This window comes from Paenibacillus sp. M-152 (assembly GCF_003856555.1).
In the GTDB taxonomy this organism is placed as follows: Bacteria; Bacillota; Bacilli; order Paenibacillales; family Paenibacillaceae; genus Paenibacillus; species Paenibacillus polymyxa_C.
In genome coordinates, this window is sequence record NZ_CP034141.1 from 1,204,738 (window position 1) to 1,228,309 (window position 23,572).

At 46.7% G+C, this 23,572-nt stretch carries 18 protein-coding genes; 15 read left to right on the forward strand and 3 right to left on the reverse strand.

Annotated features, from left to right (window positions below):
• Positions 1-22: 22 nt before the first annotated feature.
• Positions 23-1,072 carry an NAD(P)-dependent alcohol dehydrogenase gene (locus tag EGM68_RS05365; RefSeq protein WP_129548773.1) on the forward strand — a complete coding sequence of 350 codons (1,050 nt, stop codon included), beginning with the start codon at positions 23-25 and terminating at the stop codon, positions 1,070-1,072.
• 145 nt (positions 1,073-1,217) lie between these two features.
• Here the strand turns inward: EGM68_RS05365 and EGM68_RS05370 are convergent, their stop codons facing one another.
• Complete coding sequence (locus EGM68_RS05370) at positions 1,218-2,120, reverse strand: DMT family transporter (RefSeq protein ID WP_129548774.1); 903 nt, start codon at positions 2,118-2,120, stop codon at positions 1,218-1,220.
• A 109-nt stretch (positions 2,121-2,229) separates the two neighbouring features.
• Here EGM68_RS05370 and EGM68_RS05375 point away from each other — a divergent pair, with 109 nt between their 5' ends.
• The 6 genes from EGM68_RS05375 to EGM68_RS05400 all read left to right on the forward strand — a co-directional run bounded on the left by EGM68_RS05375 (position 2,230) and on the right by EGM68_RS05400 (position 6,625).
• Positions 2,230-3,117, forward strand: a complete 888-nt coding sequence (locus EGM68_RS05375; protein WP_025676174.1) for an AraC family transcriptional regulator — start codon at positions 2,230-2,232, stop codon at positions 3,115-3,117.
• Positions 3,118-3,503: 386 nt separating this feature from the next.
• A complete protein-coding gene (locus EGM68_RS05380; RefSeq protein ID WP_129548775.1) occupies positions 3,504-3,959 on the forward strand; it encodes a DinB family protein in 456 nt (151 codons plus the stop codon).
• Positions 3,960-4,022: 63 nt separating this feature from the next.
• Positions 4,023-4,553: a hypothetical protein gene (locus tag EGM68_RS05385; protein ID WP_240664125.1), complete on the forward strand. Its 531-nt coding sequence runs from the start codon at positions 4,023-4,025 to the stop codon at positions 4,551-4,553.
• Positions 4,554-4,731: 178 nt separating this feature from the next.
• Positions 4,732-5,196 carry an HAD-IA family hydrolase gene (locus EGM68_RS05390; RefSeq protein ID WP_240664126.1) on the forward strand — a complete coding sequence of 155 codons (465 nt, stop codon included), beginning with the start codon at positions 4,732-4,734 and terminating at the stop codon, positions 5,194-5,196.
• A gap of 175 nt (positions 5,197-5,371) precedes the next feature.
• Positions 5,372-6,118 (forward strand): SDR family NAD(P)-dependent oxidoreductase, encoded by a 747-nt coding sequence (locus EGM68_RS05395; RefSeq protein WP_025676179.1) that lies wholly within the window; start codon positions 5,372-5,374, stop codon positions 6,116-6,118.
• A gap of 159 nt (positions 6,119-6,277) precedes the next feature.
• The gene (locus tag EGM68_RS05400; RefSeq protein ID WP_019685981.1) at positions 6,278-6,625 is read left to right on the forward strand and encodes a winged helix-turn-helix transcriptional regulator; all 348 of its coding nucleotides are present in this window, start codon (positions 6,278-6,280) and stop codon (positions 6,623-6,625) included.
• A gap of 502 nt (positions 6,626-7,127) precedes the next feature.
• Here EGM68_RS05400 and EGM68_RS05405 read toward each other — a convergent pair.
• Positions 7,128-7,955: an HAD-IIB family hydrolase gene (locus EGM68_RS05405; protein WP_129548777.1), complete on the reverse strand. Its 828-nt coding sequence runs from the start codon at positions 7,953-7,955 to the stop codon at positions 7,128-7,130.
• Between the two features lie 76 nt (positions 7,956-8,031).
• On the opposite strand from EGM68_RS05405, the gene EGM68_RS05410 reads away from it, so the two are divergent.
• Positions 8,032-9,024, forward strand: coding sequence for a LacI family DNA-binding transcriptional regulator (locus EGM68_RS05410; protein ID WP_240664127.1), 993 nt, complete (start codon positions 8,032-8,034; stop codon positions 9,022-9,024).
• Positions 9,025-9,717: 693 nt separating this feature from the next.
• Here the strand turns inward: EGM68_RS05410 and EGM68_RS05415 are convergent.
• Positions 9,718-11,034, reverse strand: coding sequence for an erythromycin esterase family protein (locus EGM68_RS05415; RefSeq protein ID WP_129548779.1), 1,317 nt, complete (start codon positions 11,032-11,034; stop codon positions 9,718-9,720).
• Between the two features lie 276 nt (positions 11,035-11,310).
• Between EGM68_RS05415 and EGM68_RS05420 the strand changes: the two genes are divergently transcribed.
• From EGM68_RS05420 to EGM68_RS05450, 7 genes are all read left to right on the forward strand, one after another.
• Positions 11,311-15,336 carry a DUF5695 domain-containing protein gene (locus tag EGM68_RS05420; protein WP_129548780.1) on the forward strand — a complete coding sequence of 1,342 codons (4,026 nt, stop codon included), beginning with the start codon at positions 11,311-11,313 and terminating at the stop codon, positions 15,334-15,336.
• Positions 15,337-15,471: 135 nt separating this feature from the next.
• The gene (gene melA, locus EGM68_RS05425) at positions 15,472-16,770 is read left to right on the forward strand and encodes an alpha-glucosidase/alpha-galactosidase (RefSeq protein WP_129550295.1); all 1,299 of its coding nucleotides are present in this window, start codon (positions 15,472-15,474) and stop codon (positions 16,768-16,770) included.
• Between the two features lie 13 nt (positions 16,771-16,783).
• Positions 16,784-18,610 carry a cache domain-containing sensor histidine kinase gene (locus EGM68_RS05430; protein WP_129548781.1) on the forward strand — a complete coding sequence of 609 codons (1,827 nt, stop codon included), beginning with the start codon at positions 16,784-16,786 and terminating at the stop codon, positions 18,608-18,610.
• 16 nt (positions 18,611-18,626) lie between these two features.
• Positions 18,627-20,222, forward strand: a complete 1,596-nt coding sequence (locus EGM68_RS05435) for a response regulator (protein WP_129548782.1) — start codon at positions 18,627-18,629, stop codon at positions 20,220-20,222.
• Between the two features lie 123 nt (positions 20,223-20,345).
• A complete protein-coding gene (locus tag EGM68_RS05440; RefSeq protein ID WP_240664128.1) occupies positions 20,346-21,701 on the forward strand; it encodes an ABC transporter substrate-binding protein in 1,356 nt (451 codons plus the stop codon).
• A gap of 33 nt (positions 21,702-21,734) precedes the next feature.
• A complete protein-coding gene (locus tag EGM68_RS05445; RefSeq protein WP_129548783.1) occupies positions 21,735-22,640 on the forward strand; it encodes a carbohydrate ABC transporter permease in 906 nt (301 codons plus the stop codon).
• Complete coding sequence (locus EGM68_RS05450; RefSeq protein ID WP_129548784.1) at positions 22,637-23,563, forward strand: carbohydrate ABC transporter permease; 927 nt, start codon at positions 22,637-22,639, stop codon at positions 23,561-23,563. The genes EGM68_RS05445 and EGM68_RS05450 overlap by 4 nt, the downstream gene beginning before the upstream one ends.
• The last annotated feature ends 9 nt before the right edge of the window (positions 23,564-23,572 follow it).

Consider the following 23,572-nt stretch of genomic DNA (forward strand, 5'->3'; position numbering starts at 1 on the left):
AATTGCAGGAGGTTATACGATAATGATAACTACTAATGCACGCGCTACATTCAGTCCAGAAGGTCCATTCAAACTGACCACGATAGAACGCAGGGATCTCCAACCGCATGATGTTCTCATTGAGATTAAGTACGCTGGTATTTGCCACTCTGATATTCATACAGCTCGCGGCGAGTGGGGACCGGTGAACTATCCGCTCGTTCCAGGGCACGAGATTGCCGGAATTGTCACCCAGGTTGGTTCGGAGGTCAGAAAGTTTGCCGTTGGCGACCGAGTAGGGGTAGGCTGTATGGTTGACTCCTGCGGAGAGTGCGTTAACTGTCATCAGGGAGAAGAGCAGTATTGTCTAAATGGTAATACGGGCACCTATGGAGCCTACGACAGATACGGGCAATATACGCAAGGTGGTTACTCCTCTCACATCGTCGTAACTGAAGACTTCGTAGTTAGCATTCCTGATGGTATAGAGCTTGATGTCGCTGCTCCTTTGCTGTGTGCCGGCATCACAACGTATTCGCCGCTGCGCCATTGGGGAGCCGCTCCTGGCAAAAAGATAGCTGTTGTTGGACTTGGCGGGCTTGGACACATGGCTGTAAAGCTTGCTCATGCCATGGGGGCAGAGGTTACGGTTTTATCACAAACATTGAATAAGAAAGAAGACGGTTTGCGGCTTGGTGCGGATCATTATTATGCCACGAACGATCCGGAAACGTTTAAGAAACTGGCCGGTTCGTTCGACCTGATTGTGAATACGGTCAGCGCGAAAATCGACATTAACGCCTACCTTTCATTGCTGGCACTGGACGGTACATTGGTCAATGTTGGTGCGCCAGCGGAGCCATTGCCTGTTCAAGTCTTATCTCTTATCGGTCATCGTCGGTCGTTTGCTGGATCGATGATTGGCGGTATCCGCGAAACGCAGGAAATGCTTAACTTTTGCGCTGAACACTCTATCACTCCAGAGATCGAGGTTATTTCGGCTAACCAGATTGATGAAGCCTGGGAGCGAGTACTAGCTTCAGACATACGGTATCGATTTGTGATCGACATCAGCACGATGGAGAATGAATAACGAATGATTCTAGGCAAAATGAGAGAGGCACATCTACACTGATGTGCCTCTTTTACTTAATGGGAGAAACCATATTCAAGATTGAGGCTAGTAGTCTTGATTCAGCCTGAGGTACCGGTGCATAACGTACACATGAAGGCAGGATTTATGAAGAAGACTTTTTATTGAATGCCAGTAACAATATCAGTCCGATGATACATAATACACCAATCCATTGGAAAAAACCAAAGGGTTCTTTTAACCAAAATACAGTTGTTAAAACAGCAGCTAGTGGTTCCAAACTACTTAGAAAGCTTGTTTCTTTAGGTGAAAGGCTTTGTAAACTTTCTATATAGAACCAAAATGCTATCATTGTGCCGAATATAATAACGAATGCTAGATATAAATAGGTTTCTAGGGTCAAGCTTTTAAAATCGATCTGCCAGGGTGGATGAATCAAGCTTAGTCCAAAACCGCCGATGACCATCGCCCAACCCACAATAACCAGGGAATCGTATTGCTTCAAAAGAGGAATTGCGTATAAGGTATAAAAAGCCAGGGCTATTGCTGATAAAAGGCCCCACACGATTGCGATCTTCGGAACGGATAGTTGAGAAATAGAGCCGTTTGTTAACAAGAAAAAACAACCCACTAAAGCCAGGAAAATAGCTGATAGATCCTTTCGTGTGAAGACCAGGTGCTTTCGCAGAACTAAATAGATGATAATCATTACAGGTGCTAAATACTGTAATAATGTCGCAACAGCGGCATTACCACTTTGAATGGATGCCATATACGTATATTGAACCGCTAGCATACCAACCAAACCGTAAACAATGAGTTGGAAAGCGATCTTTCTATTTTTCCATACACCCCATATTTGTGTACGGTCTTTTATTATAAATTGAAGGGCCAAGAGTAAAACACCAGCTATGAGCAAGCGTGTTGTTACAAGCCAATTTACATCGATTTGTAGAAAAAGTTTTTTTGCAACAGTCCCACTGATCCCCCAGAATATAGCTCCTGTGATAACAAGAAATAATCCTGTTCTTCTAGTTGATTTATCCATGAATATTCTCCACCTTGAAATATAATAATAGTGTTATAATAGGTGAAAAATATTTTAAATTATACTTGAATTTGATGATAAAATATAAATATATTGAGGTTGTGGTGATTTGCAAATAAAAAATTTTATGATTGACCAAAACCTAAAAGAACTAACTGAGCATCGGACGGTCGTACTACCGGTGGCATGTTATGAAACAACAATTAACCAAAATATACATGGATATGTACCCCTTCATTGGCATGATGAAATTCAATTTGTTCTGGTTGAAAAAGGAGAAGCGATCTTTCAAATAAATGAGGATAAACGAATCGTACGACAAGGTGATGGGTTGTTTATAAATAGTGGCTGCCTACATATGGCGGAAGATAAGAATGAATCGGGTTGCGTCTATATCTGTCTAAATGTTTCTCCTCATTTCGTTTTATCGCAAGAGCTTTACACACCCTACGTAGCTCCTTATATTCAAGCGACTAATTTACCTTATGTATACATAGATTCGGACGAGCTTTGGGGTAAAAACATTTTAGATGCCATTTTGAAAATGAATCAATATATTCAACAAAAATCACCATACTTTGAGATGGATATCACCATGCATTTAACACTGATTTGGAAAAACTTAGTCATTAATGGCTTTCAATTAGAATACGACCAGATGGAAATGGTAAAGAGTCAACGGATCAAGCAAATGTTAAATTGGATCTATTTGCATTATGCTGAAAAAGTCACATTAGATGATATTGCAAAAGCGGGTCAATTGAGCCGTTCGGAGTGCTGCCGATATTTCAAACGAATTTTAAAGGTAACTCCGTTGAATTATGTAATGGATTATCGGATTCAAAAAAGTTTAGTCTTACTGCAACAAGCAGAATCCAACGTTACAGAAGTTGCCTATAAGGTCGGATTTAACAGTACGAGCTATTTTATAGAAAGATTCAGAAAAGCGATGAATATGACACCACTAGCCTACAAAAGATCAAAAATGGATGATTGATAAGTAGGGCTTTGATACCCATGGATGAACGCTGCTGCGGAGTGTAGGGAAGTTGACTCGCTTATTCTTCAGCACCTCCATATACTCACTGATTTTTTGATTCACTTTTTGAGACTCAGGGTCGGTTGACTTTATTTGTTCGCTGGGACGCCAATTCCCATCGCTATCGCTTGTACAACACTATTCAGACCACTTCGTTCTTGTTCCACTTGGTGCCGACTTTTTACAAATCTCACAAACAACCTTATCCTAAACGTTACAGGTAAGTCTGTAACTTCATTGGCAAATCTGTATGGCGTGTGATAAGTATTTAAAAGTTTGAAGTCGCTAAACTAACGAGATACACTAGGTTCAAGTAATCGATGAAAGAAGAGGGGGAGACCGAAATGAAGACAATCAAGTGCATGATGGACCACCTATACTGGGCGGACGGACGCATCTTGGACGCGCTCGAGGAGAGTAAGACGAAGAACAAGGACCTTCTGAAGCTGGTTCGGCACGTTGCGGTCGCGGAACGAGTCTGGCTGGACCGATTGCAGGGCAAGGGTAGCGCGCAATATTCGTTGTGGGAGGAAACGGAAGACCTGACGGCGATTCGGACGATGTTCGAAGAAAACGTTGAGCAATATCGCGTCTATATCGATGGGCTCAAGGAATTCGAGCTGGATGAGATGATTGACTATGAGAATCAGAGTGGGGTTCCGTTCCGAACGTCCGCCCGGGACATCCTGTTGCAGGTCCTCTTACATGGGCAATATCACCGGGGACAGATCAACCGGACACTTCGGATCGAATCGGCAGAGCCTGCCCAAGTCGATTACATCACGTTCACGAGACTCTAACGGGGCCTAATAATCACCATAAAATCAAAAGTCACAGGATAAATCATCCTGGACGCTATCCTTATGCCGGAGTGGGAATACCGATATTATTCGTACAACGCTCATTGGGATGAGAATGAACAAATGGCATCGATGAGGGACGGCGAAGGGGATCACTATTTTGCGCTGTTTCAGCCAACCGGACTGATCATCAAAGGGTTTGACCAGCGGTTTAATCGGGTGCATGGGCCACATGATGTGCTGCAAGGCGTGCCTAACGAGTTTGAGGGATTTCTAAAGGAACCAGCGTTTATTATGGATGTGGCTACATTTTGCACATGGAAGTTGCAAGGCAACCAGGCATGGTCCGCAAGTAAGGAACTGGATGCCGAGGCCTACCACCTGTTGCATATTTTAAACGGCAAAGCGGATCATTATTATGCTTGGGCAACGGAGTATTACGAGATTTCACTGGACCGGTCGCTCGTACAGCGAATATTCGATATAGAGCCTTTGGATTGGGAAATGCTTAAAGGTCTAGATAAAGAATTAGAACTCGCTGATCTTGAAGAGGATATCCAGGAAATAGGCTATCCGGTAAAAAGGGAAGATTGAAAATAGTATTTACATAGACATTTCCTATTGAAAGTCGCTATTTAAGCGGCTTTTTTTATTATATCGGTGTCAGAAGAAAATAAAATTCTAGACTGATGACGAATCATTAAGCTAACGGGCAGGATAGTTCAAATACGTGGTATCATGTGGTGAGTAATTAATGGAGCCCTCTTTTACAATGTTGAGAATGGGGGAAATCGTGGTCGGCTTGGAATGGGAAGGTTTGTATAGAGAATTGTTGGGAGATGGAAACCAGTTGCTTATGGAAGGCGCAATGGATGTCTGTCATCGCTTATCAAAGACCCATCGAATGTTCGTAATCACGAATGGTATCACTTACACGCAAATCAAACGCTTGAAGCAGTCTGGGCTATATAAGTTTTTCGAGGATATCTTTGATTCGCAAAGCATTGGTTATCAAAAACCGAAGGAAGAATTTTTCAATTACGTCATAAGTCATATTTCAGAATTTAATAGAAAGGATGCGCTTGTCATTGGAAATTCATTAAATACGGATATCAAAGGTGCTCTTCAGTCGGGCATTGACACCTGTTGGGTCAACAGAACCGGACAAATAAGTCCGGCAGAAATTAAAAGCACATATACAATCTCAAACTTAATGGAGCTCACTTCCATCTGTTAGGCTGTAAAAACAAACACTTGTGCCGCCTCAATTATCACTTTTTGGTGACTATATCACAAAAAAGTGGGTACTGTTTTTCTTGTAACTTTTCCCCCATACTATCGTTCATAGGAGGTTCATGAAGCAGACAGAGCATCCTATACCATATAAATCATTATAAAAGGAGTGTAATAGAATGGGGAAATTTGACGGGAAGGTAGCAGTTGTAACCGGAGGTACAAGCGGCATCGGTCTCGCGTCGGCACAACAGTTCGTAAAAGAAGGGGCTTACGTTTTTATCACGGGACGCAGACAACGTGAACTGGATGAAGCAGTAAAGCAGATCGGAAAGAATGTTACAGGTGTCCGAGGTGACATATCTAAATCGGAAGATCTAGATATATTATTCGAAACAGTTAAGCGAGAAAAGGGACACTTGGACATTCTCTTTGCAAATGCCGGACTAGGGTCATTTCTTCCATTAGGAGAAATTACAGAAGCACAATACTACAAGACTTTCGATGTCAACGTGAAAGGAACCATCTTTACAGTACAAAAGGCATTAGCTTTGTTTCCAAATAAAAGAGGTTCGATTATTCTAACGGGATCCACTGCTGGCTCGATGGGGATGCCAGCGTTTAGTATCTATGGTGCATCCAAGGCAGCGATCAGACAGCTCGTCCGCAGCTGGATTCTTGATATGAGAGGGACCGAAATTCGTATAAACATCCTTAGTCCGGGAACAATCGTAACGCCGGCGTACGATGAGTTATTTGGCTCTGAACTAGATCATTTACTTGAACAGGCAAAAAATGATATTCCGCTCGGCAGAGTGGGGCAGGTTGAAGAGATCTCCAATGCTGTCATGTTCCTAGCCTCTAATGAAAGCAGCTATATGAACGGCGTTGAATTATTCGTAGATGGCGGAGTAGCTCAAGTTTAACCAGGACATAATAATTTTCAAACGACAAAGATTTTTAAATCAACTTAAATGCGATTGTATTATCCCCTCCATGTAACGTTCAATTTTTCCTTCAGTGATCCTTGAAGGATCAAGCGATACATGAAGGGGATATTCTTAGATCGGGAGATGGTGCATTATATGAAAACATTTTTCTGTGAACTGGAAGTTACACTAGAGGTTATCGGAGGAAAGTGGAAGGGGCTTGTTCTGTACTATTTAATAAAAGGACCTAAACGGACGGGAGAGCTTAAGCGACTCGTTCATAATATATCGCAAAAGATGCTGATTCAAACTCTTCGGGAACTGGAAACAGACGGATTAATTCGCAGAAAGATGTACAATCAGGTACCGCCTAAGGTGGAATATTCAACGACGGAACTGGGTCAATCACTTGAACCCATTTTGAGATCGCTTTGTGATTGGGGGGGGAATTACGCAGAGCAATCCTTCGCTCCGGGCGAGATTGAGATTTTGTATCTGGATTAACTGTCGGGGGACAAGAGCATAGTCCCATTTGAAGTCGCTATTTTAGCGGCTTTTTTGTTTTATCGTTTTACGTTGATGTTTTCGAGTGATGAGCAATATTCTAGTACAGGTTACTTCGTAATTAACAAGGTGCACTACAAAACTAAGGACACAAAACTTGTCTCAGAGATTAATAAGTACGTCTTGGATTATGGCAAAAGCATCATGCCCCAGCTATTGCCAAGAGTCTGAGCAAACAGGTAAGCGGTTGAGGCTAATGACAATGAACCCATTACGCTAACGGGATACGATAGTTCAATACAAACAAGAAGGCAGCCGATCAAAGTGATTGGCTGCCTTTGTTTAACTAATGGGCAGGATGGAGTGACTTTTGTGTAGAAAATTAAAAACGAACGAATCAAGTTCGTGCGCAAGATCTAGCGATGCTCTTTGAGTGCCGGTTCGCACGATTTACCGGGACTTAGATCGGCTAAATATAGCTGGGCAAACGCCATAATATGAATTACTCCCCAAAGAAATTTCTGCATACATGCAAAATTCCCTCGGCGTAAGGATAAGGGGCAACGTTGTTGTGGAATGACTTTGCCTCTGCTGTTGCATTCTGGAGAAGATAGCCATGGGCAACCATCTGAAGCATCTCGATGTCATTTCCACTGTCACCGAAAGCCAATGTTTTGGACAGGGGTACCTGACTATAATCCATCAGGAATTGCACAGCCGCTTTCTTTCCAGTTCCTGCGGGGATAAAATCGACATCATATGCGTGCTCCGGATCACCCGCCTTGGGATTGCAAATATTGATATTAATTCCGATCCCATGATTTGCAGCCAGATGCCTGATGATACTTATATCATATTGGGTTTTGACTGCTGATACCGGATAATAATAGTAGTTCATTTTGTATCGCGATTGACCCAATTGAGTCTGCTCGTGAAGAACAATGTTGAATGTTGATTTTAATTCGCTAATTAAATCTTCTACATCTCTTCGAGAGAATCCGGTGGCCCTTATGATCTTTGCCCATGATGGAACAGCGACCAGTTGTCCGTCAGGCTCGACTTCCCACAACTCTGTGCCCAGATTGCTCGCTATAAAATGGGGGAGCTGCGTCATACCGGCTATATTCATTTTTGCTTGTATTTGCTGAACACTACTTCCGGTGACCCAAGCTATCTTTACCTGATGATTTCTGGCAAGCTGCTGGAGGTATTGTTCCAGTTCGTACACCATTTTGAGTTGTTCAGGCAAACATTCATGCGGATAATAAGTTTCGTCAAAATCAAACAATATCAGATATTCGGTTACAGCGGGGGTATATATGACTTTCATGAGTATAGCTCCTCCTATAGTTTGTTAACGATATCATAGTTGCAGGGAACGTTCCCAGGTCAATACTTTAGATGAGGTGTTAATTTTGCCCACCATAATTGATATTTCACGTGTAAGCGGTCTCTCCAAGTCGACGGTGTCACGTGTGTTAAATGACCATCCTCATGTATCTATTGAAAGCAGACAAAAAGTACAGAAAGCCATTACGGAGCTGGGATATGTCCGCAATACGCAGGGGGTTCAGTTGCGTCTACAGGCCAGTAATCATATCGGTGTGCTTGTCCCGGATGTGGAACATCCTTATTTCAGTCAGCTTGTCAGTACATTAAGTCGATCTTTAGGCTCAATGGGGTATCAACTTGTCATCTATCAGACCGAATTATCCCGGGAGTATGAACGTGAAGTGTATGCCCGATTGGCACGTCGAGAAATGGATGCCGTGGTTATTGCTCATTCCCATTTCTCGGAGAGAGAAATTAAAGAATATATAGGTTCTCACATAGGAATCATATGCAACGAAGCGATGGATGGAGAGTTTCTTGATGTCTTTCGATTGGATGAAGAAGATGCGGTCTTTCAAGCGACAGCATATTTGCTGTCCAAGGGGCGCCGTCATCTGTTTTTCTGTATGGATCACCTGACACAATTGCAAGAGAAAAGATGGAATGGGTTTCAAATGGCTCACCAACAATTCGGTCTTGCCTGTACAAAATCACAATGTTATACGGGTCTGATGACTATGGAAGATGGTTATGCCTTGGGAGAACAATTATTTACTTCTGACCAATTGCCGGATGGAATGATAACAGGTAGTGACTTTGTAGCTACTGGTTTATTGAAAGCAGCAAAGCAAAGGGGGATATCCGTGCCTCAAGAAATGTCCGTCATCGGATTTGATAACCATCCTGTAGGATTAATGACTAATCCGGAACTGACCACATTAACCAATTGTATTCCTGATATGGTAAAGGATGTTACGGAATGTCTTACCCGGCGATTGAAGGGGATGCGATCTGCTCCTATAACGAAAATCTACAAGACTTCGTTGATTATACGTAATTCTACTTAAAAAAAGTGAAGTGAAAGACAAAGAAAAAGAAGGATAGTGAAATCCTTCTATCGGTCAGGAAGGATACATGTCTGAAGAGGAATTGAAGCGTTACTGGATCTCTTCGTTGTGGTACTTGAATTTCAGACAAAATGGAAGCATTTCTAAACAAGAAGATATTCAGTGGTTCTTTTACACTGTAGGAGAAAGAATAGAAAGCAGGTTCCAGATGAATTTACCGTCCTTCATGTTCCTAGCCAAATCTATGCGGTATTCGATATAGTCGTGAGACGATTTTTGTTGTATTTATCACAGAAATGATTCAACTAACGGGAAACGATACACTGTCACGGCAAATGTTCCCTCTTTCATTGAAGTAAGGGGCGATCACTTCCCAAGACCGACAGGACCGGAAATTGTGGAATGAGCAAGGAATCAGGCACATCCGTCCGTCCGCCATATGCACCAGACGGAAAGACAGGAGATAGGGGGTGTTTCTCCAGATTTCCGTGATGGGGACATCCCTTTTTTGATAGATGCATAAAAACTAACGGACCGTTTAGTTCAATAAAAAAGCAGCAGGCCCAGACTAATAAAAATAAAGTCCGTGCCTGCCACTTTTTGTATTGGAGCCAGTCTCATAGTTATTATCCGAAGCCTGACGGTAAACGTTACCCAGCCATCCAGCATCCCACAGACGTTTCTTGCGAGCTGTTATTCTGAAAATAAAGCATCCGTTGCAACCGGCTGAAGGATAGGCAGTGGCTGAAGGGCGGTGGTCCGATCGAGATGAACAAACGCATTATAACGATCTGCCATGCTGGAAGGCACGTAATTGCCGAACCGCTCATGAGCAGGCTCGTACACCACACCGATGGCACGGTGGCCAATGGTCGTATGCAGCATGGAAGATGCATCGGAGAGCATTATCATGCCATCTCGGCCGCCTCCCGCCTGGTGCATGTAATACTCCCAGCTTTCTGGCTGTCCGGGCGGGACGGTCATTTTCTCAACCGGAGATCCCCAAGCTCTTCCAGCCAGTACCTCGCCCTGATAGGTCCCGAAGCCAATGGCAAACACCCGATGTTCTGGATCCTCCCGCAGCAGCTGACCCACATTAACCATGCCATCCGCCATCATATCCGTTGCCCGCGCATCACCGATATGCGTATTATGCTCCCAGACAATGGCTTTTGCCGAGGCCCCGTAATAGGACATGATTCGCTTCAGGGATTCAACCATATGTTTGTCCCGTATATTCCAGGACTGTGGGCCGCCCCGGACCATCGTACGATAGTAGGCCTCCGAGCTGGAGGTGACGAGCATGTTCACCTCTGCATTCAGCTCTTTCTCACTTCCCGGATACGCCATGCGCCGGCTCTGCATCTGCTGTAGCAGCTCAACCACTTCTTTCTCACAGCTCTCCGAGAGCAGTCCTGCCGCAATGCCATAAGACTGATGGTCCCTGCTATATGGGTCGAAACAGGCGTATGTCTTGCGGGCCTGTTTCAGTTGGGGAGAATTGGTCTCCTCCAAATAACCGATAATCTCTTCCATAGATTCCCATAACGAGTACATATCAATGCCATAAAATCCAACCTTCGCACGGACACTGCCGCCGCCGTGATTCGCCTCATTGTACTCCTTGAGCCACTCCGTGAAATCACGAATGTCCGTATTTGCCCACATCCATGTCGGCCAGCGGGTAAAATCACCCAGTGCATCGGCTGCCGAGGAATCGGCCCCCTCCATCCCTTTAACATACCGGTTCACCCGATAAGCAGAGGGCCAGTCTCCTTCCACACCGATAATGTTAAAACCCTTGCTTGTAATTAGCTTCTTCGAAAGCTCGGCCCGAACTCGGTAGAAATCAGAAGTCCCATGGCTCGCCTCACCGAGCAGCACAATATCTGCATCTCCGATGGCCTTAACCATGCGGTCCAGATTCTCCATTCCATCCAATGGGATAAATAATGCATTCAGCTCTTTCAAATAAGCGTTTTGCTCTGGTGGATTATCATTCGAATTCATGAAGTTGTTCCCTCCTACAGACGGTATGAGTGAATTATTTCCGATTTGTCCATTCATTAATCCAAAACATGGTGTCTGTTGGTATGAATGATTTATCCCCCGATTAGGTTGAAATCCTATATAAATCGGTTGAAAATGTTGATTTTACCAATGGACAAGGCTTTGTACAATAGAGTTGTAGCGCTTACATTTCCAAGGAGGTTGCGGCGAAATGAAGAGACTTCAGCTGATTGACAAGCAAATCAGGACCCCGAGATCGAAAAGGAGGCCGTGTTGATGAAATTTAAGGGAATATTGGCGGCGTTTTTGTTTTTAACCACAGCGTCTGTGTTGTTTGGGACGCATACAGCAGAAGCCCATGAACTATCTAATGACAAGCTGACGATTCAGACAGGCGAGCATGGCGAGATTTCATCTATCCGTATCAAGGGAGATGCTTTTCCGACCGAATATGTCATGAACGCAACGGTGACACCTGAGCAGAACACGGCAGATCATCAGTGGCTAGGGGAGCTGATGTTCACGTATCGACTGGATGGAGGTAGCTGGACGAAGGCATGGACGAATAAGTCGGCAGACGCGCGTAAGATCACGACCAGCGGCAACCGCGTTACGGTCACGTACGAGAACTCAAGTAACGCAGAAGGCATACGCAATTTTAAAGTTATTGAAACCTATTCGGCGGAGTCGAATGGTTCGGTACTGTGGAATATACAGGTACAGAATACCAGCGGCAAAAAATTGGAGATTGGCGATTTTGGATTGCCCCTACCTTTTAATGAACAGTGGACTTATGGTGATGCAATTTACGAAACGAGAGTCGTGACGCATTCCTTTGTCGGCAATAACAGCTCCTATATTACAGCTGGGCGTCCCAGCGGCATCGGGTCTTCCCTGCTATTGATCCCTGATTCCACAACAGGCGCTGGGTTTGAGTATCAGGACCATTGGCGGGATGAAGAGCATCCGGGTAGCAAGTGGGCCTGGAACCCGGCCAACGAAGGCAAGTGGTTGGAGGGATTGAATGTATTTTATATTCATTCCAATGTCATCAAGTCTACCAACCGTGGGTATTTGCCCAATACAAGCCTGATCCTGAATCCAGGACAAAGCAAAAACTATGGCTTCAAGTTCCTGGCCGTAAAGGACGAGCATGATGTAAAAGATACGTTGTATCAAGAAAACTTGGTGGATACTACAGTTGTACCAGGCATGATTGTGCCTACGAATCAAAAGGCGAAGGTGGATCTGCGTACCAAGCAAACGATCAACAAGGTGACCTATCCAGACGGAACCGTTATTCCGCAGACGGATAGCAAGGCTGGAGGACATCAGATTTATGAACTGAAATTTACTAAGCTGGGCCCGAACTTCATAACGGTAGAATACGGCAATGGCAACAAAACGGTTTTACAATTCTATGCCATTGAGCCGATTGATCAGGCGCTGCAACGGCACGCTACTTTTATGGTAGACAAAACCCAGTGGAACGTGCCAGGTGATCTGCGTGATAAGGTATTTGACGATTGGATGATGCATACCAAATCCAAACGCAACATTTTCAATGGCTATTGGGGCTGGGGGGACGATTGGGGTCTGACCCACGGACAGTTCCTGGCTGAAAAAAACACGCTCTCTCCAGTCGCCAAAGAGGTGCGGGCTGTAGACGATTATTTGGAGACGGCGATTTGGACGAATCTGATGAATGGACATCATGAGGATTATTTAATTCATGATTTCCTGATGCCGGAACCGAATGATACACCGACCTATCGGGGATATGCATACCCGCATGTATACAATACGTATTTCAGCATGTATAAGATTGCCAAGGAATACCCGGACCTCGTCACTTACAAGCATCCGAAGGAAACCTATTTGCTGCGGGCTTATAACATTTTCAAAGCTTTGTATGAAGGGCCCGTTGCGTACAACTGGGAAACAGGTCTGATGGGCGAGCTGACCACGCCGGATATTATTCAGGCCCTTCATGATGAAGGCTACGATGATGAAGCGAACGATCTCAAGGAAAAAATGGATCGCAAATATAACAATTTTAAAAATACAAAGTATCCTTACGGTTCCGAATATAGCTACGACAATACAGGGGAAGAGGCTGTATATACGTTAGCCAAGCAGAATATAGATACAGAAGGCGAACAAAGTAAAGCCCTGGAGATGATGGGTAAAATCAATGCCAAAACTCGTGCATCACGCGGCCATATGCCTGTATGGTACTACTATACCGATCCGGTGACGATTACCGGGGAGAACTGGTTTAACTTCCAGTACACGACTTCACTTGCGGGATATGCGATGGATGACTGGATTCGTCATCATGAGGACAATCATCGCGAGGAGCAACAACGGCTGTCCTATGCTGCCAAAATTGCCAATGTCGGAGCGATTAACTCCGGGCAAATCAGCTCGGACCCTGAGAACATCGGGGCGGTTGCATGGACGTATCAAGCAGAAAAAGGCAATAACGGAACAAACGGTACTGGCGGCGGTAAAAATGTTCCGCTCTTTAACGGCTGGCGCGGCATGAGCGGTGAGGCTGACCTCGGATTGTTTGGTGCACTTAAAACCTTAAGCGCGGATATCGCGATTGATCCAATTTTTGGATTGACGGGCTACGGTGCAGAGGTGAGTAAAAGCGGTAACGTGTATACGATCAAGCCGCTAGACGGTTTGTTCAAACGAGTCAACCTGGTTACGGAAAAGCTGTATATCGAGCTGGAAAAGGACCAGTATACAGAAGCCAAGCTGGCAACATCCAAGGATTATGTATGGCTCCAATTGAAAAATCAAACGCCGGGCCAAGCCCATTCTACGTACGTTACATTTGACGGTTTAAAGAAAGGAACGTACCTGGTTAAAGTGGGTGGTCAATCACAGGGCAAGTTTAATGCGTATGCACCAACTAATAAGCTTAAGCTGGAAATGGGTACAGCATCATCCTATACGGTAGAGCTGACACCAACCACACCTGATCCCAACAAAGCACCTGTCGTTGATGCAGGCAAAAATTCCAAGGTGAAGCTGCCGGATCAGATTATCTTGAAGGGTGCGGCTACAGATGATGGGCTTCCGCAAGGAAAGGTGACTAGCGAGTGGAGTCTGGTTGAAGGACCACAGAACGCGAAGGTCACATTCAGCAGCAAAACATCAATACGTACGAAAGTGGATGTTTCCGAGCCAGGAACGTATATATTCAAGCTGACAGCCAGCGACTCCCAGTTATCAGGAGAGGCTAAAGTAACTGTGATAGCTGAACCGGCGGCACCGTTACCTGAACAGCTTGCCGTTTACAAGTTCGACGAAACCAGCGGTACTGTTGCTGCGGATTCATCGGAAAGCGGCAATGATGCTACCGTTAAGGGAACTGCGGCATGGGCTGCGGGGAAAAGAGGCAACGCTGTCAGCCTGAACGGCAAGGACAGCTATGTGCAGCTTCCGGCGGGGATTGTCAGCCGGGCACAGCAATTGACCGTATCCGGCTGGGTCAAAGCGAACAGCCTGAGCGACTATGTGCGGATTTTTGACTTTGGCTCCGGGACCAATGAATATATGTTCCTGACTCCTAAAGCCGGGAACCGGATGCTATTTGCCATTACGAATCAAGGTAACGGGCAAGGACAGGAGCAGACGATTGATGCCCCTGTATTGCCGACAGGCGTATGGAAGCATGTTGCAGTCACGCTTTCGGGCTCCACAGGTATTTTGTACGTGGATGGGAAAGAAGTGGGACGCAATACCAACCTGACCTTGAATCCAACCAGTCTGGGACAGACGAAAAATAATTTTATCGGTAAGTCCCAGTACCCTGATCCGTATTTCAATGGTCTGGTGGATGAATTCCGGATCTATAGCCGTGCTTTGAATGCAAACGAGGTGGCAGGTCTGGCCTCCGGTACAGCACAGAGTCTGACGGCAACTGAGAACATCACTGCGTTAAAAGAGGTGAATGTAACAACTCATGTCGGTGAAAAACCTGGACTGCCAAGCGTAGTGGAAGCTACGTATGGAGAAGGCTCCACCAAATGGGTGGCTGTGGAATGGGAGGATATAGACCCTGCACAATATGCTGCTCCAGGTTCGTTTGAATTGAAGGGCAAAGTGGAAGGGACAGAGTTAAAGGCAATGGCCAAGGTAACTGTGATTGAGGCAGGGGCAGTGACTTCACCGGTAACTCCGATTAGCCCGGAGACTTCAGTAACCCCGCCAACTACGACATCCCCGGCAACATCTGTCTTACCGTCTCGGCTTATCAGCCCAGCTAAATCAGTGGGAGTATCCTGAATGAGAGGCAACAACGCATAGTCATGGCTAATCTTTCCCATCGTCACTTTCTTCCTGCAAAGGGGGAGAGGGGCGATGGGTATCCTTGCATTTGAGGTGCAAAGCTGCGAACAAAATGTGAATGGGGGACAAAGTATGAGCAAGATTACATTTCTGGGTGCAGGCAGTACGGTGTTTGCTAAAAATGTGCTTGGCGATTGTATGTTGACACCTGCTTTGCAGGGCTTTGAACTGGCGTTGTTCGATATTGACCCTGTTAGGCTGAAAGATTCGGAAAATATTTTATCCAATTTGAAAAAAACAACGGGGAGTACCTGTGTGATCCGCTCCTACACTGACCGCAAGGAAGCACTGCGTGGAGCGGCCTATGTAGTAAATGCCATCCAGGTGGGCGGTTATGATCCGTGTACGATTACAGATTTTGAGATTCCCAAAAAATACGGACTGCGCCAAACGATTGCTGATACGGTTGGTATTGGCGGTATTTTCCGCAATTTAAGAACGATTCCGGTGATGCTCGATTTTGCGGCAGACGTGCGCGAGGTGTGCCCGGATGCACTGTTTCTCAACTATACCAATCCGATGGCTGTGTTGACGAACGTGATGAACGTACACGGTGGTGTCCGTACAGTAGGGCTGTGTCATAGCGTACAGGCGTGTATACCCGAGTTGTTCAAAAGCCTCGGCTTGGAGCAGGAAGGTGTAAAGGCAAAGATCGCAGGCATCAATCATATGGCGTGGCTGCTCGAAGTGAGCAAGGATGGGGTGGATTTGTATCCTGAGATTAAAAAACGGGCTACCGCCAAGCAGCGGGAAAAGCATCATGATATGGTACGCTTTGAAATGATGCTGAAATTCGGCTATTACATTACGGAATCGTCCGAGCATAATGCAGAGTATCATCCGTATTTTATCAAACGGGCATATCCTGAGCTAATTGAACGCTTCAATATTCCCTTGGATGAATACCCGCGCCGCTGCGTGAGCCAGATTGAACGCTGGGAGACGATGCGTGAGGAACTTTTGGGCGATCAGGATCTGCGCCATGAACGGTCGAATGAATATGCTTCTTATATATTTGAGGCAATCGAAACCAATCAGCCCTTTGCCATTGGCGGGAATGTGATGAATACAGGCTTGATTACCAATCTGCCGAAGGAAGCCTGTGTAGAGGTACCTTGTCTAGTCAATCGTAATGGGGTTACACCGACCTTTGTCGGGGATTTGCCGCCTCAATGTGCTGCACTGAACCGGACGAATATTAATACCCAGCTGTTAACGATTGAAGCTGCAATGACGGGGAAAAAAGAACACATTTACCACGCCGCTATGCTGGACCCGCACACCTCGGCCGAGTTATCCATGGATGATATCGTTTCTCTGTGCGACGACCTGATTGCAGCGCACGGGACGTGGCTTCCAGCTTATGTGTAGGGGAGGCAGATGAATGGGGGGCAGGGGGCGTCAAAAGTTCGCCGGGATTCCTACGATCCGTGGGAAATTTATCGTATTGACGCTGGTGCTGACTGTCATTCCGATGGTAGTGCTGACCTTTACCTTTTACCGGATCGCGGCCCATTCTCTTGGTGAGAAGTCGGAAGCGCTAGCAATGCAGTCCCGGCAAATGAGCGAGAATTATGTTAATGCGACACTCTCCGATCTGAATGATCTAACCAATGCTATTCTCAGCAATCCTGATGTGCAGTCCACACTGGAGACCAAGCCGGAAGATGATTATGAATACTTACGGAACGACGAAACACTCAGCATGGTCGTCCGTACGCAAACCCAGACCAAGCCGTATATCACGTCCTCCCTCATCTATGCCGCCAATGGCGGACTCAAGCATTCTCTCTATCAAGGGAATGTTTCGGTCCGTTTTGGCGGCCTTCCTACATTAGAGGAAGCACGTGTGTACTACCGCCGTCTGCTCGCTGAGCGACCTATGATGTGGATGGCTCATCCGCCGTTTAAATCAGGACGCGGGATGGCGGAGGATCGTATATACGTCGGGAAGCTGCTGCGAAAAACGAATGGAGACTATGAACCGCTTGGATTTTTGCTGTTAGAAATCGATAAGGCCAGTCTGTTTCGGGGGCTTGCTTTTCATGAAACAGATAGCAATACCCAGATGTGGGTGCTGGATCAGGAGGGCGAGCCTGTATACCGATTGCCGGAACAGAGTGCTGCGGACCCATCGCTATTGCGACAAATCGCCCAATCTGCTGTAGATAGACCCGTGCTTACGAAGGACTGGAGAACATGGAACGGCCGCCAGACGATGATTTCCTATGGCCCGTTAAATGAGGGACAATGGACGCTCCTGCAAAAAGTCGATCAGTCCGTGTTATTCGAGGATGCGCGGCAAATCGGGGCCTGGACCATCTGGACCTTTTTGATTGCACTGGTGTTGGGCTGGATGCTGTCTTATCGGCTGAGTGATACGATTCGTCGCCCCCTGCTTCAATTGAGCCGATTAATGGCGGTGGATGGGAGTGTGACCACCACAGCCTCAGCCCAAACTTTTGAAGCTCCTGCTTCCGTTGTTTTTAACCCTAAGGATGAGGTGGGGCAGATCGGGGAGCGATTTCTTCATATGATGCAAAAAAATCATGAGCTGTACGGGCAGGTTTACGAAGCGTTGCTGTCGCGTAAGCAGGCCGAGTTCCGCGCGCTTCAGGCGCAGATTAATCCGCACTTTTTGTATAACACGCTGGAGTCGCTCAAAGGAATGGCATTGGCTAATGGGCAGCGGGATATGGCAGAGGTGATCGGCGCCTTCGGTAAATGCTTTCGCATTTCGCTAAGTTATGGTCGAGAGCAAATCAGTTTGGGACAGGAAGTCGAGCATGTAAGCGCCTATGTGAAGGTACAGCAGTTCAGGTTTCGAGATTCGTTCGAATGGATTTGCGAAGTCGAGGAGGATATTTGCGGGTTTTACGTACCCAAGCTGATTCTCCAGCCACTCGTTGAAAATGCGATTTACCACGGCTTAAAAGGTCGTACCGACCGCGGCTATATTATGTTATCCGGTGCTAGGGAAGGCGATGCTTTGCGTTTAACGGTCAGTGATGATGGGGGCGGTATTGGAGCCGAGCGTCTGGACGATATTCGGAAGTCGCTAGATACCGAGCGGGGGAGTGCGATTGGCTTTGGACTGCGTAATGTGCATGAACGTCTTCGACATTATGGTCCCCAATATGGTCTGTCTGTGACAACCGAGCTGGGTCAGTACACCTCGGTTACCTTACTGGCACCCATTCGAACCGAATAAGAAAGGGGAGGATGGCATGTACCGGCTGCTGATTGTGGACGATGAATATCATATTCGGGAAGGACTGAGGCTGATGGTGGCGGAAAGTGGCCTGTCAGTGGAAGTCAGTGATGTGGCGGGGGACGGCGCAACGGCATTACGTTTGTATATGGAGCGGCGACCGGACATCATTTTACTGGATATTAATTTACCGGATATGAGTGGGCTGGACATAGCAAAAACCATTCGGGAAAAGGATCAACACACCCCATTATTATTCCTGACAGGGTACGAATCTATGACGTATATACGTCAGGCGGTTTCGCTTCAAGCGGTTGATTATTTGCTCAAGCCGGTGACAAGCGAGGATTTTGAAGCGGCTCTGAGACGAGCTGAGGATCGCATTGCGCAATGGCGAAGAAGCGAGGAGGAAGCTATTCACCGTCACCGTTCATTGGAGCCATTGTACAGGGAGCATTTGCTGCTGGATCTGCTCCAGCAGCGACGCCCAGCAGCCGAGGTCATTCAGGAGATGGACGGGCTAGGATTTTTCGCCGAGGCGAGTGGGCCGCCTTATACTGTGCTGTGTTGCGAGCTAGAGGAGGCGCCACAGCAGGAGACAGCCGCCACTAGCAATACACCACACGGTTCCATGTATGGAAGCAGCCATGTATTCGCCGGACTGGCGGAAGAGGCTGCGGTAGCAGCCGGGGCGAAGGCGCACAGTGCAGCGGTTTCCCGCGATCGGCGTGTTGTGCTGCTGGCGACAGCATCTTGCAGAGCGGCGGAGTGGACGGCACAGCAGATTCGTCAGGCGGTGCAGGAACGATTGAGCCAGGGGATGTCCATCGGGATTAGCCGCCCCGTACAACGGATGGAGCAACTTTGCGAAGCTTATGAGCAAGCTGTGCAAGCGGCAGAGCATCGGGGGTGGGTGGGCTATAGCCAGATCATCCCCTATGAGAGTATTCAGACGGCCGAGCCGAACAGTAGTCATTTGCTAGAGAAGGAACTGCTCATGATTACGGAAATTCGAGCAGGCAATGATGCTGCCGTACATGCGATTTTGCAGGAATGGTCTGGACAATTAGCGGGCTTGCCTGTCAATCAGGTGAAAATGATCGTCACCCAGCTCGTCCTGTTCGTTATGCGCATTGTTCAGAGCGATGCATTCGAAGGGCAAACATCCATACAGGAGCAGGACCCATTATTGGAACTGTCCCGATTGCGGCACGGGCCTGAGATGATTGATTACGTGTCGCGCTATTTTGTCCGGGTGGGGCGCCAAGTCCGGGAATCGCGCGAGAAGGGGATTCCGCGCAAATTCCAACGCGCCAAGGAATGGATTCGTGAGCACCTTCAAGAGGATGGCGGATTGAACCGTCTTGCAGAGTACATGAATATGAGTCCCAAATATTTGAGTGCCCGTTTTAAGCAGGTTACAGGTGAAAGCTTCGCTGACTACCAGACGCGTGTGCGCTTTGAGCGAGCCCGAGAACTGCTGTTGGACCCGAATCGCAAGGTAGCGGAGGTAGCGGAAGCTGTGGGCTTCGCAGATACGAACTATTTTAGCATTGCCTTTAAAAAGCATACCGGATTAACGCCAACAGAATTCCGAAAAACATTTTTGTAAACGCGCTGTTAAAAAAATCATACCAAAACAAAGAGAGTCTGGAGTCGTTAGGTGGTCGGCTACGGGCTCTCGGCGCATAATAGGCTTGTAAGGAGAAACCAGTTCAGGAAGGGGCCGGTTGATTTGCGGAAACGAAGGTTACGGACATGGATGGCTCTGGTGATGACGGCGATGCTGACAGGGCTGACGGCTTGCAGTGGTAACGCTGGCGAACCGGCTAATCCCAATGCGGTCGAACTCAAGTTTATGTACTGGGGGAGCAATGACGAGAAGCAAGCGATGGAAAAGATGATTCAAAGCTTTAATGCATCCCATCCGAACATTCGGGTGAAGGGCGAGCATGTCCCTGGTGACTACACTACGAAAATTAACACGTTAATGGCTGCCAATCAGCTTCCTGATATCGCCTACCTGGGCGATTCGCTCACGATGAAATGGGCAAGTGAAGGCAGACTCCTAGATTTATCCTCCTATTATGACGAATATCCCGAATTAAAAAACAAGCTCAAATCCTCCTATCTTTACAGCGAACCTGGCAAGTCTATCGGTAATTACACTGCACTGGAAGTGATGCAGCTATTTTACAACAAGGAGTTGTTTACAGAAGCAGGGGTACCCGTTCCTCCGGCTGATCCTGAAAAAGCGTGGACATGGGATGAATTTCTGGAGATTGCCAAAAAGCTGACCAAGGATCAGAACGGCAAGCATCCGGGAGACAGCGGATTTGATCCAAAAAATATTGTGCAATACGGCTTTGCCTTCGGCAACGACCGCAGTTCATGGGGGCCACTTTTAGCGAGCAATGGCGGAGGTTTAACCGACAAAACAGGCAAGAAGTACACCCTGAACCGTCCTGAGTCGGTGGAGGTATTCCAGAAACTGCAGGATTTAGTTTTCAAGGAGCATGTTTCTCCTGATTTGATCCAGCAGCAGGACATGCCGTCCAATACGATTCGGCTCCAGACGAGAAAGGTTGCAATGGTGGTAGATGGAACATGGTCTCTGCTCGATTTTTCAAACAACAAGCAGCTGCAATGGAGTATTGGCGTTTTACCAAAGCTTAAAGAGCCTAAAACGATGATCGTTGCGGGGGCCACAGTCATTTTCCAGAGCACCAAGCACCCGAAAGAAGCGCTCGAATTTTATTTGTACCATAACAATCCCGAAAAGGTGGATCTGTTCAAGTCCGGTCTGTGGATGCCTATCGAAGAGAAATATTATACCGACGAGCAGGCTATCCAGTCGTGGACGAATAATGCCGCACATCCACCGGAATTTCAGCAGGCTGGCATCAAGTATGCCAGAGATTATGCAATCAAGCCGTCAACTTCTACCCTGCGTAACTGGCCTGATATTGGTTCCAAGCTGACCCCAGGGCTGGATCTGATCTGGACGAACAAGAAGACGCCGCAGCAGGCGCTGGATGAACTGGAACCCATTATTCAGCCACTGCTTCAAGGAGTATACCCGGATGAATAATGCGGCAGGACAGCTGCGAAAGGAGAACGGCCCATGAAGCGACCAAAATCAGGAATGATGCGCATGGAGCGAAACTGGGGTCTGCTATTCGCGCTGCCTGCCATCCTGGGATTAATGATATTTACGATTGGACCGATCGTGGCCTCGTTCGTATTCAGCTTAACCGATTGGACAATTGGCGGACAGATGACCTTTATTGGATTGGATAATTACCGAACCATTTTGACCAAGGATACTACCTTTTCTCAATCCATGTTCGTGACCACGTATTATGCACTGGGCAGCGTACCTCTGGGCTTGGCGGCAGCTTTTATCATTGCGTTGTTATTAAATCAAAAGGTAAAAGGTTTATCGGTGTTTCGCACGATTTATTATTTACCTACCATTGTGCCGAGTATTGCCAACACGATGCTGTGGCTGTGGATGTTCAATCCGGATTTTGGTCTGTTGAATTCACTGCTGGAGAGTGTTGGACTACCGGGGAGCAAATGGATTTATGACGAGAAGACTGCGATCCCCTCGCTGATTATGATGAGCACTTGGGGAATCGGGAACACGGTCATTATCTTTTTGGCAGGACTTCAGTCGGTGCCCACCCATCTATATGAAGCAGCTGAGGTAGACGGCGGCAATAGGCTGCATAAATTTTTTCATATTACGATTCCTTCGATGACACCAACCATCTTCTTCAATCTTGTCATGTCTTTAATCAGCACCTTTCAGGCATTCAATCAGGCGTATGTCATGACCAACGGGGGACCTAACAATTCAACGCTGTTCTATGTATTCTACTTGTGGCGAACAGCCTTTACGGAGACTAAAATCGGTTACGCCTCAGCGCTGGCCTGGATTTTATTTTTCGTCATTATGGTTCTAACTGTTCTGATTTTCTCCACGTCCAAAAAGTGGGTTCACTATGAAGGGGGGGAACGTTCATGAATCAGGTCACTTCTTCTGTCAAACCTTCAGATACACCGCAACATCCACTTCCACAGCCTGAACGCTCCCGAAGTCCTGCTACCGCCACCCGTTCCAAACCATTCCAAATCAGCCGTATCGTGCTGTATATCGTTTTAATTATGGGCAGTGTTTTAATGCTGTTGCCATTCGTATGGCTCATTCGCAGCTCTTTGATGGGGACATCGCAAATTTTCGTGTTCCCTCCAGAGTGGGTACCCTCTCCTTTTCAATGGAGCAATTACCCGGAAGCGCTGACGTCGGTACCGTTCGGCAGATATTTTCTTAATACGTTCCTCATTGAGGTGTGTGTACTGGCAGGAGTGATGCTGACCTCGATTGTATCGGCCTTTACTTTTGCCCGTCTGCGCTGGCCTGGCCGCAATCTGATTTTTTCCCTGCTGATCGGGTCGATGATGTTGCCTTATGCGGTGACGCTCATACCTACTTTCGTTATGTGGCGTGAGCTGGGTGGGCTGAATACATTTCTGCCGCTGATTGTTCCTGCATGGTTTGGTGGAGGGGCATTTAACATCTTTCTGATGCGGCAATTTATGCTGACGATTCCGCGCGATCTGGACGAAGCAGCTTATATGGATGGAGGTACACCGCTAACTGTATTATGGCGCGTCGTTGTTCCTTTATCTTCGCCTGCATTGATCGTGATCGGGATATTTACATTTATTGATGTGTGGAACGATTTTTTGGGCCCGATTATTTATTTGAGTGACGAAAAGCATTTTACACTGGCGCTGGGGCTGGCGACTTTTCGGGGATTGAACAATACCAATTGGCCTTACTTGATGGCAGCATCCAGCACGATTTTGGCTCCGATCGTCCTGATATTTTTTATCGGACAACGCTATTTTATTGAAGGCATCACACTGACAGGAATTAAAGGCTAAAAGGAGGCT

Coding starts and splice junctions, on each gene's coding strand:
- EGM68_RS05420 (WP_129548780.1), top strand. CDS start 11,311: ATGAAATTTAAGGGAATATTGGCGGCGTTTTTGTTTTTAACCACAGCG.
- EGM68_RS05370 (WP_129548774.1), bottom strand. CDS start 2,120: ATGGATAAATCAACTAGAAGAACAGGATTATTTCTTGTTATCACAGGA.
- EGM68_RS05395 (WP_025676179.1), top strand. CDS start 5,372: ATGGGGAAATTTGACGGGAAGGTAGCAGTTGTAACCGGAGGTACAAGC.
- EGM68_RS05415 (WP_129548779.1), bottom strand. CDS start 11,034: ATGAATTCGAATGATAATCCACCAGAGCAAAACGCTTATTTGAAAGAG.
- EGM68_RS05365 (WP_129548773.1), top strand. CDS start 23: ATGATAACTACTAATGCACGCGCTACATTCAGTCCAGAAGGTCCATTC.
- EGM68_RS05430 (WP_129548781.1), top strand. CDS start 16,784: ATGGGGGGCAGGGGGCGTCAAAAGTTCGCCGGGATTCCTACGATCCGT.
- EGM68_RS05385 (WP_240664125.1), top strand. CDS start 4,023: ATGCCGGAGTGGGAATACCGATATTATTCGTACAACGCTCATTGGGAT.
- EGM68_RS05445 (WP_129548783.1), top strand. CDS start 21,735: ATGAAGCGACCAAAATCAGGAATGATGCGCATGGAGCGAAACTGGGGT.
- EGM68_RS05400 (WP_019685981.1), top strand. CDS start 6,278: ATGAAAACATTTTTCTGTGAACTGGAAGTTACACTAGAGGTTATCGGA.
- EGM68_RS05390 (WP_240664126.1), top strand. CDS start 4,732: ATGTTGAGAATGGGGGAAATCGTGGTCGGCTTGGAATGGGAAGGTTTG.
- EGM68_RS05405 (WP_129548777.1), bottom strand. CDS start 7,955: ATGAAAGTCATATATACCCCCGCTGTAACCGAATATCTGATATTGTTT.
- EGM68_RS05450 (WP_129548784.1), top strand. CDS start 22,637: ATGAATCAGGTCACTTCTTCTGTCAAACCTTCAGATACACCGCAACAT.
- melA (WP_129550295.1), top strand. CDS start 15,472: ATGAGCAAGATTACATTTCTGGGTGCAGGCAGTACGGTGTTTGCTAAA.
- EGM68_RS05380 (WP_129548775.1), top strand. CDS start 3,504: ATGAAGACAATCAAGTGCATGATGGACCACCTATACTGGGCGGACGGA.
- EGM68_RS05435 (WP_129548782.1), top strand. CDS start 18,627: ATGTACCGGCTGCTGATTGTGGACGATGAATATCATATTCGGGAAGGA.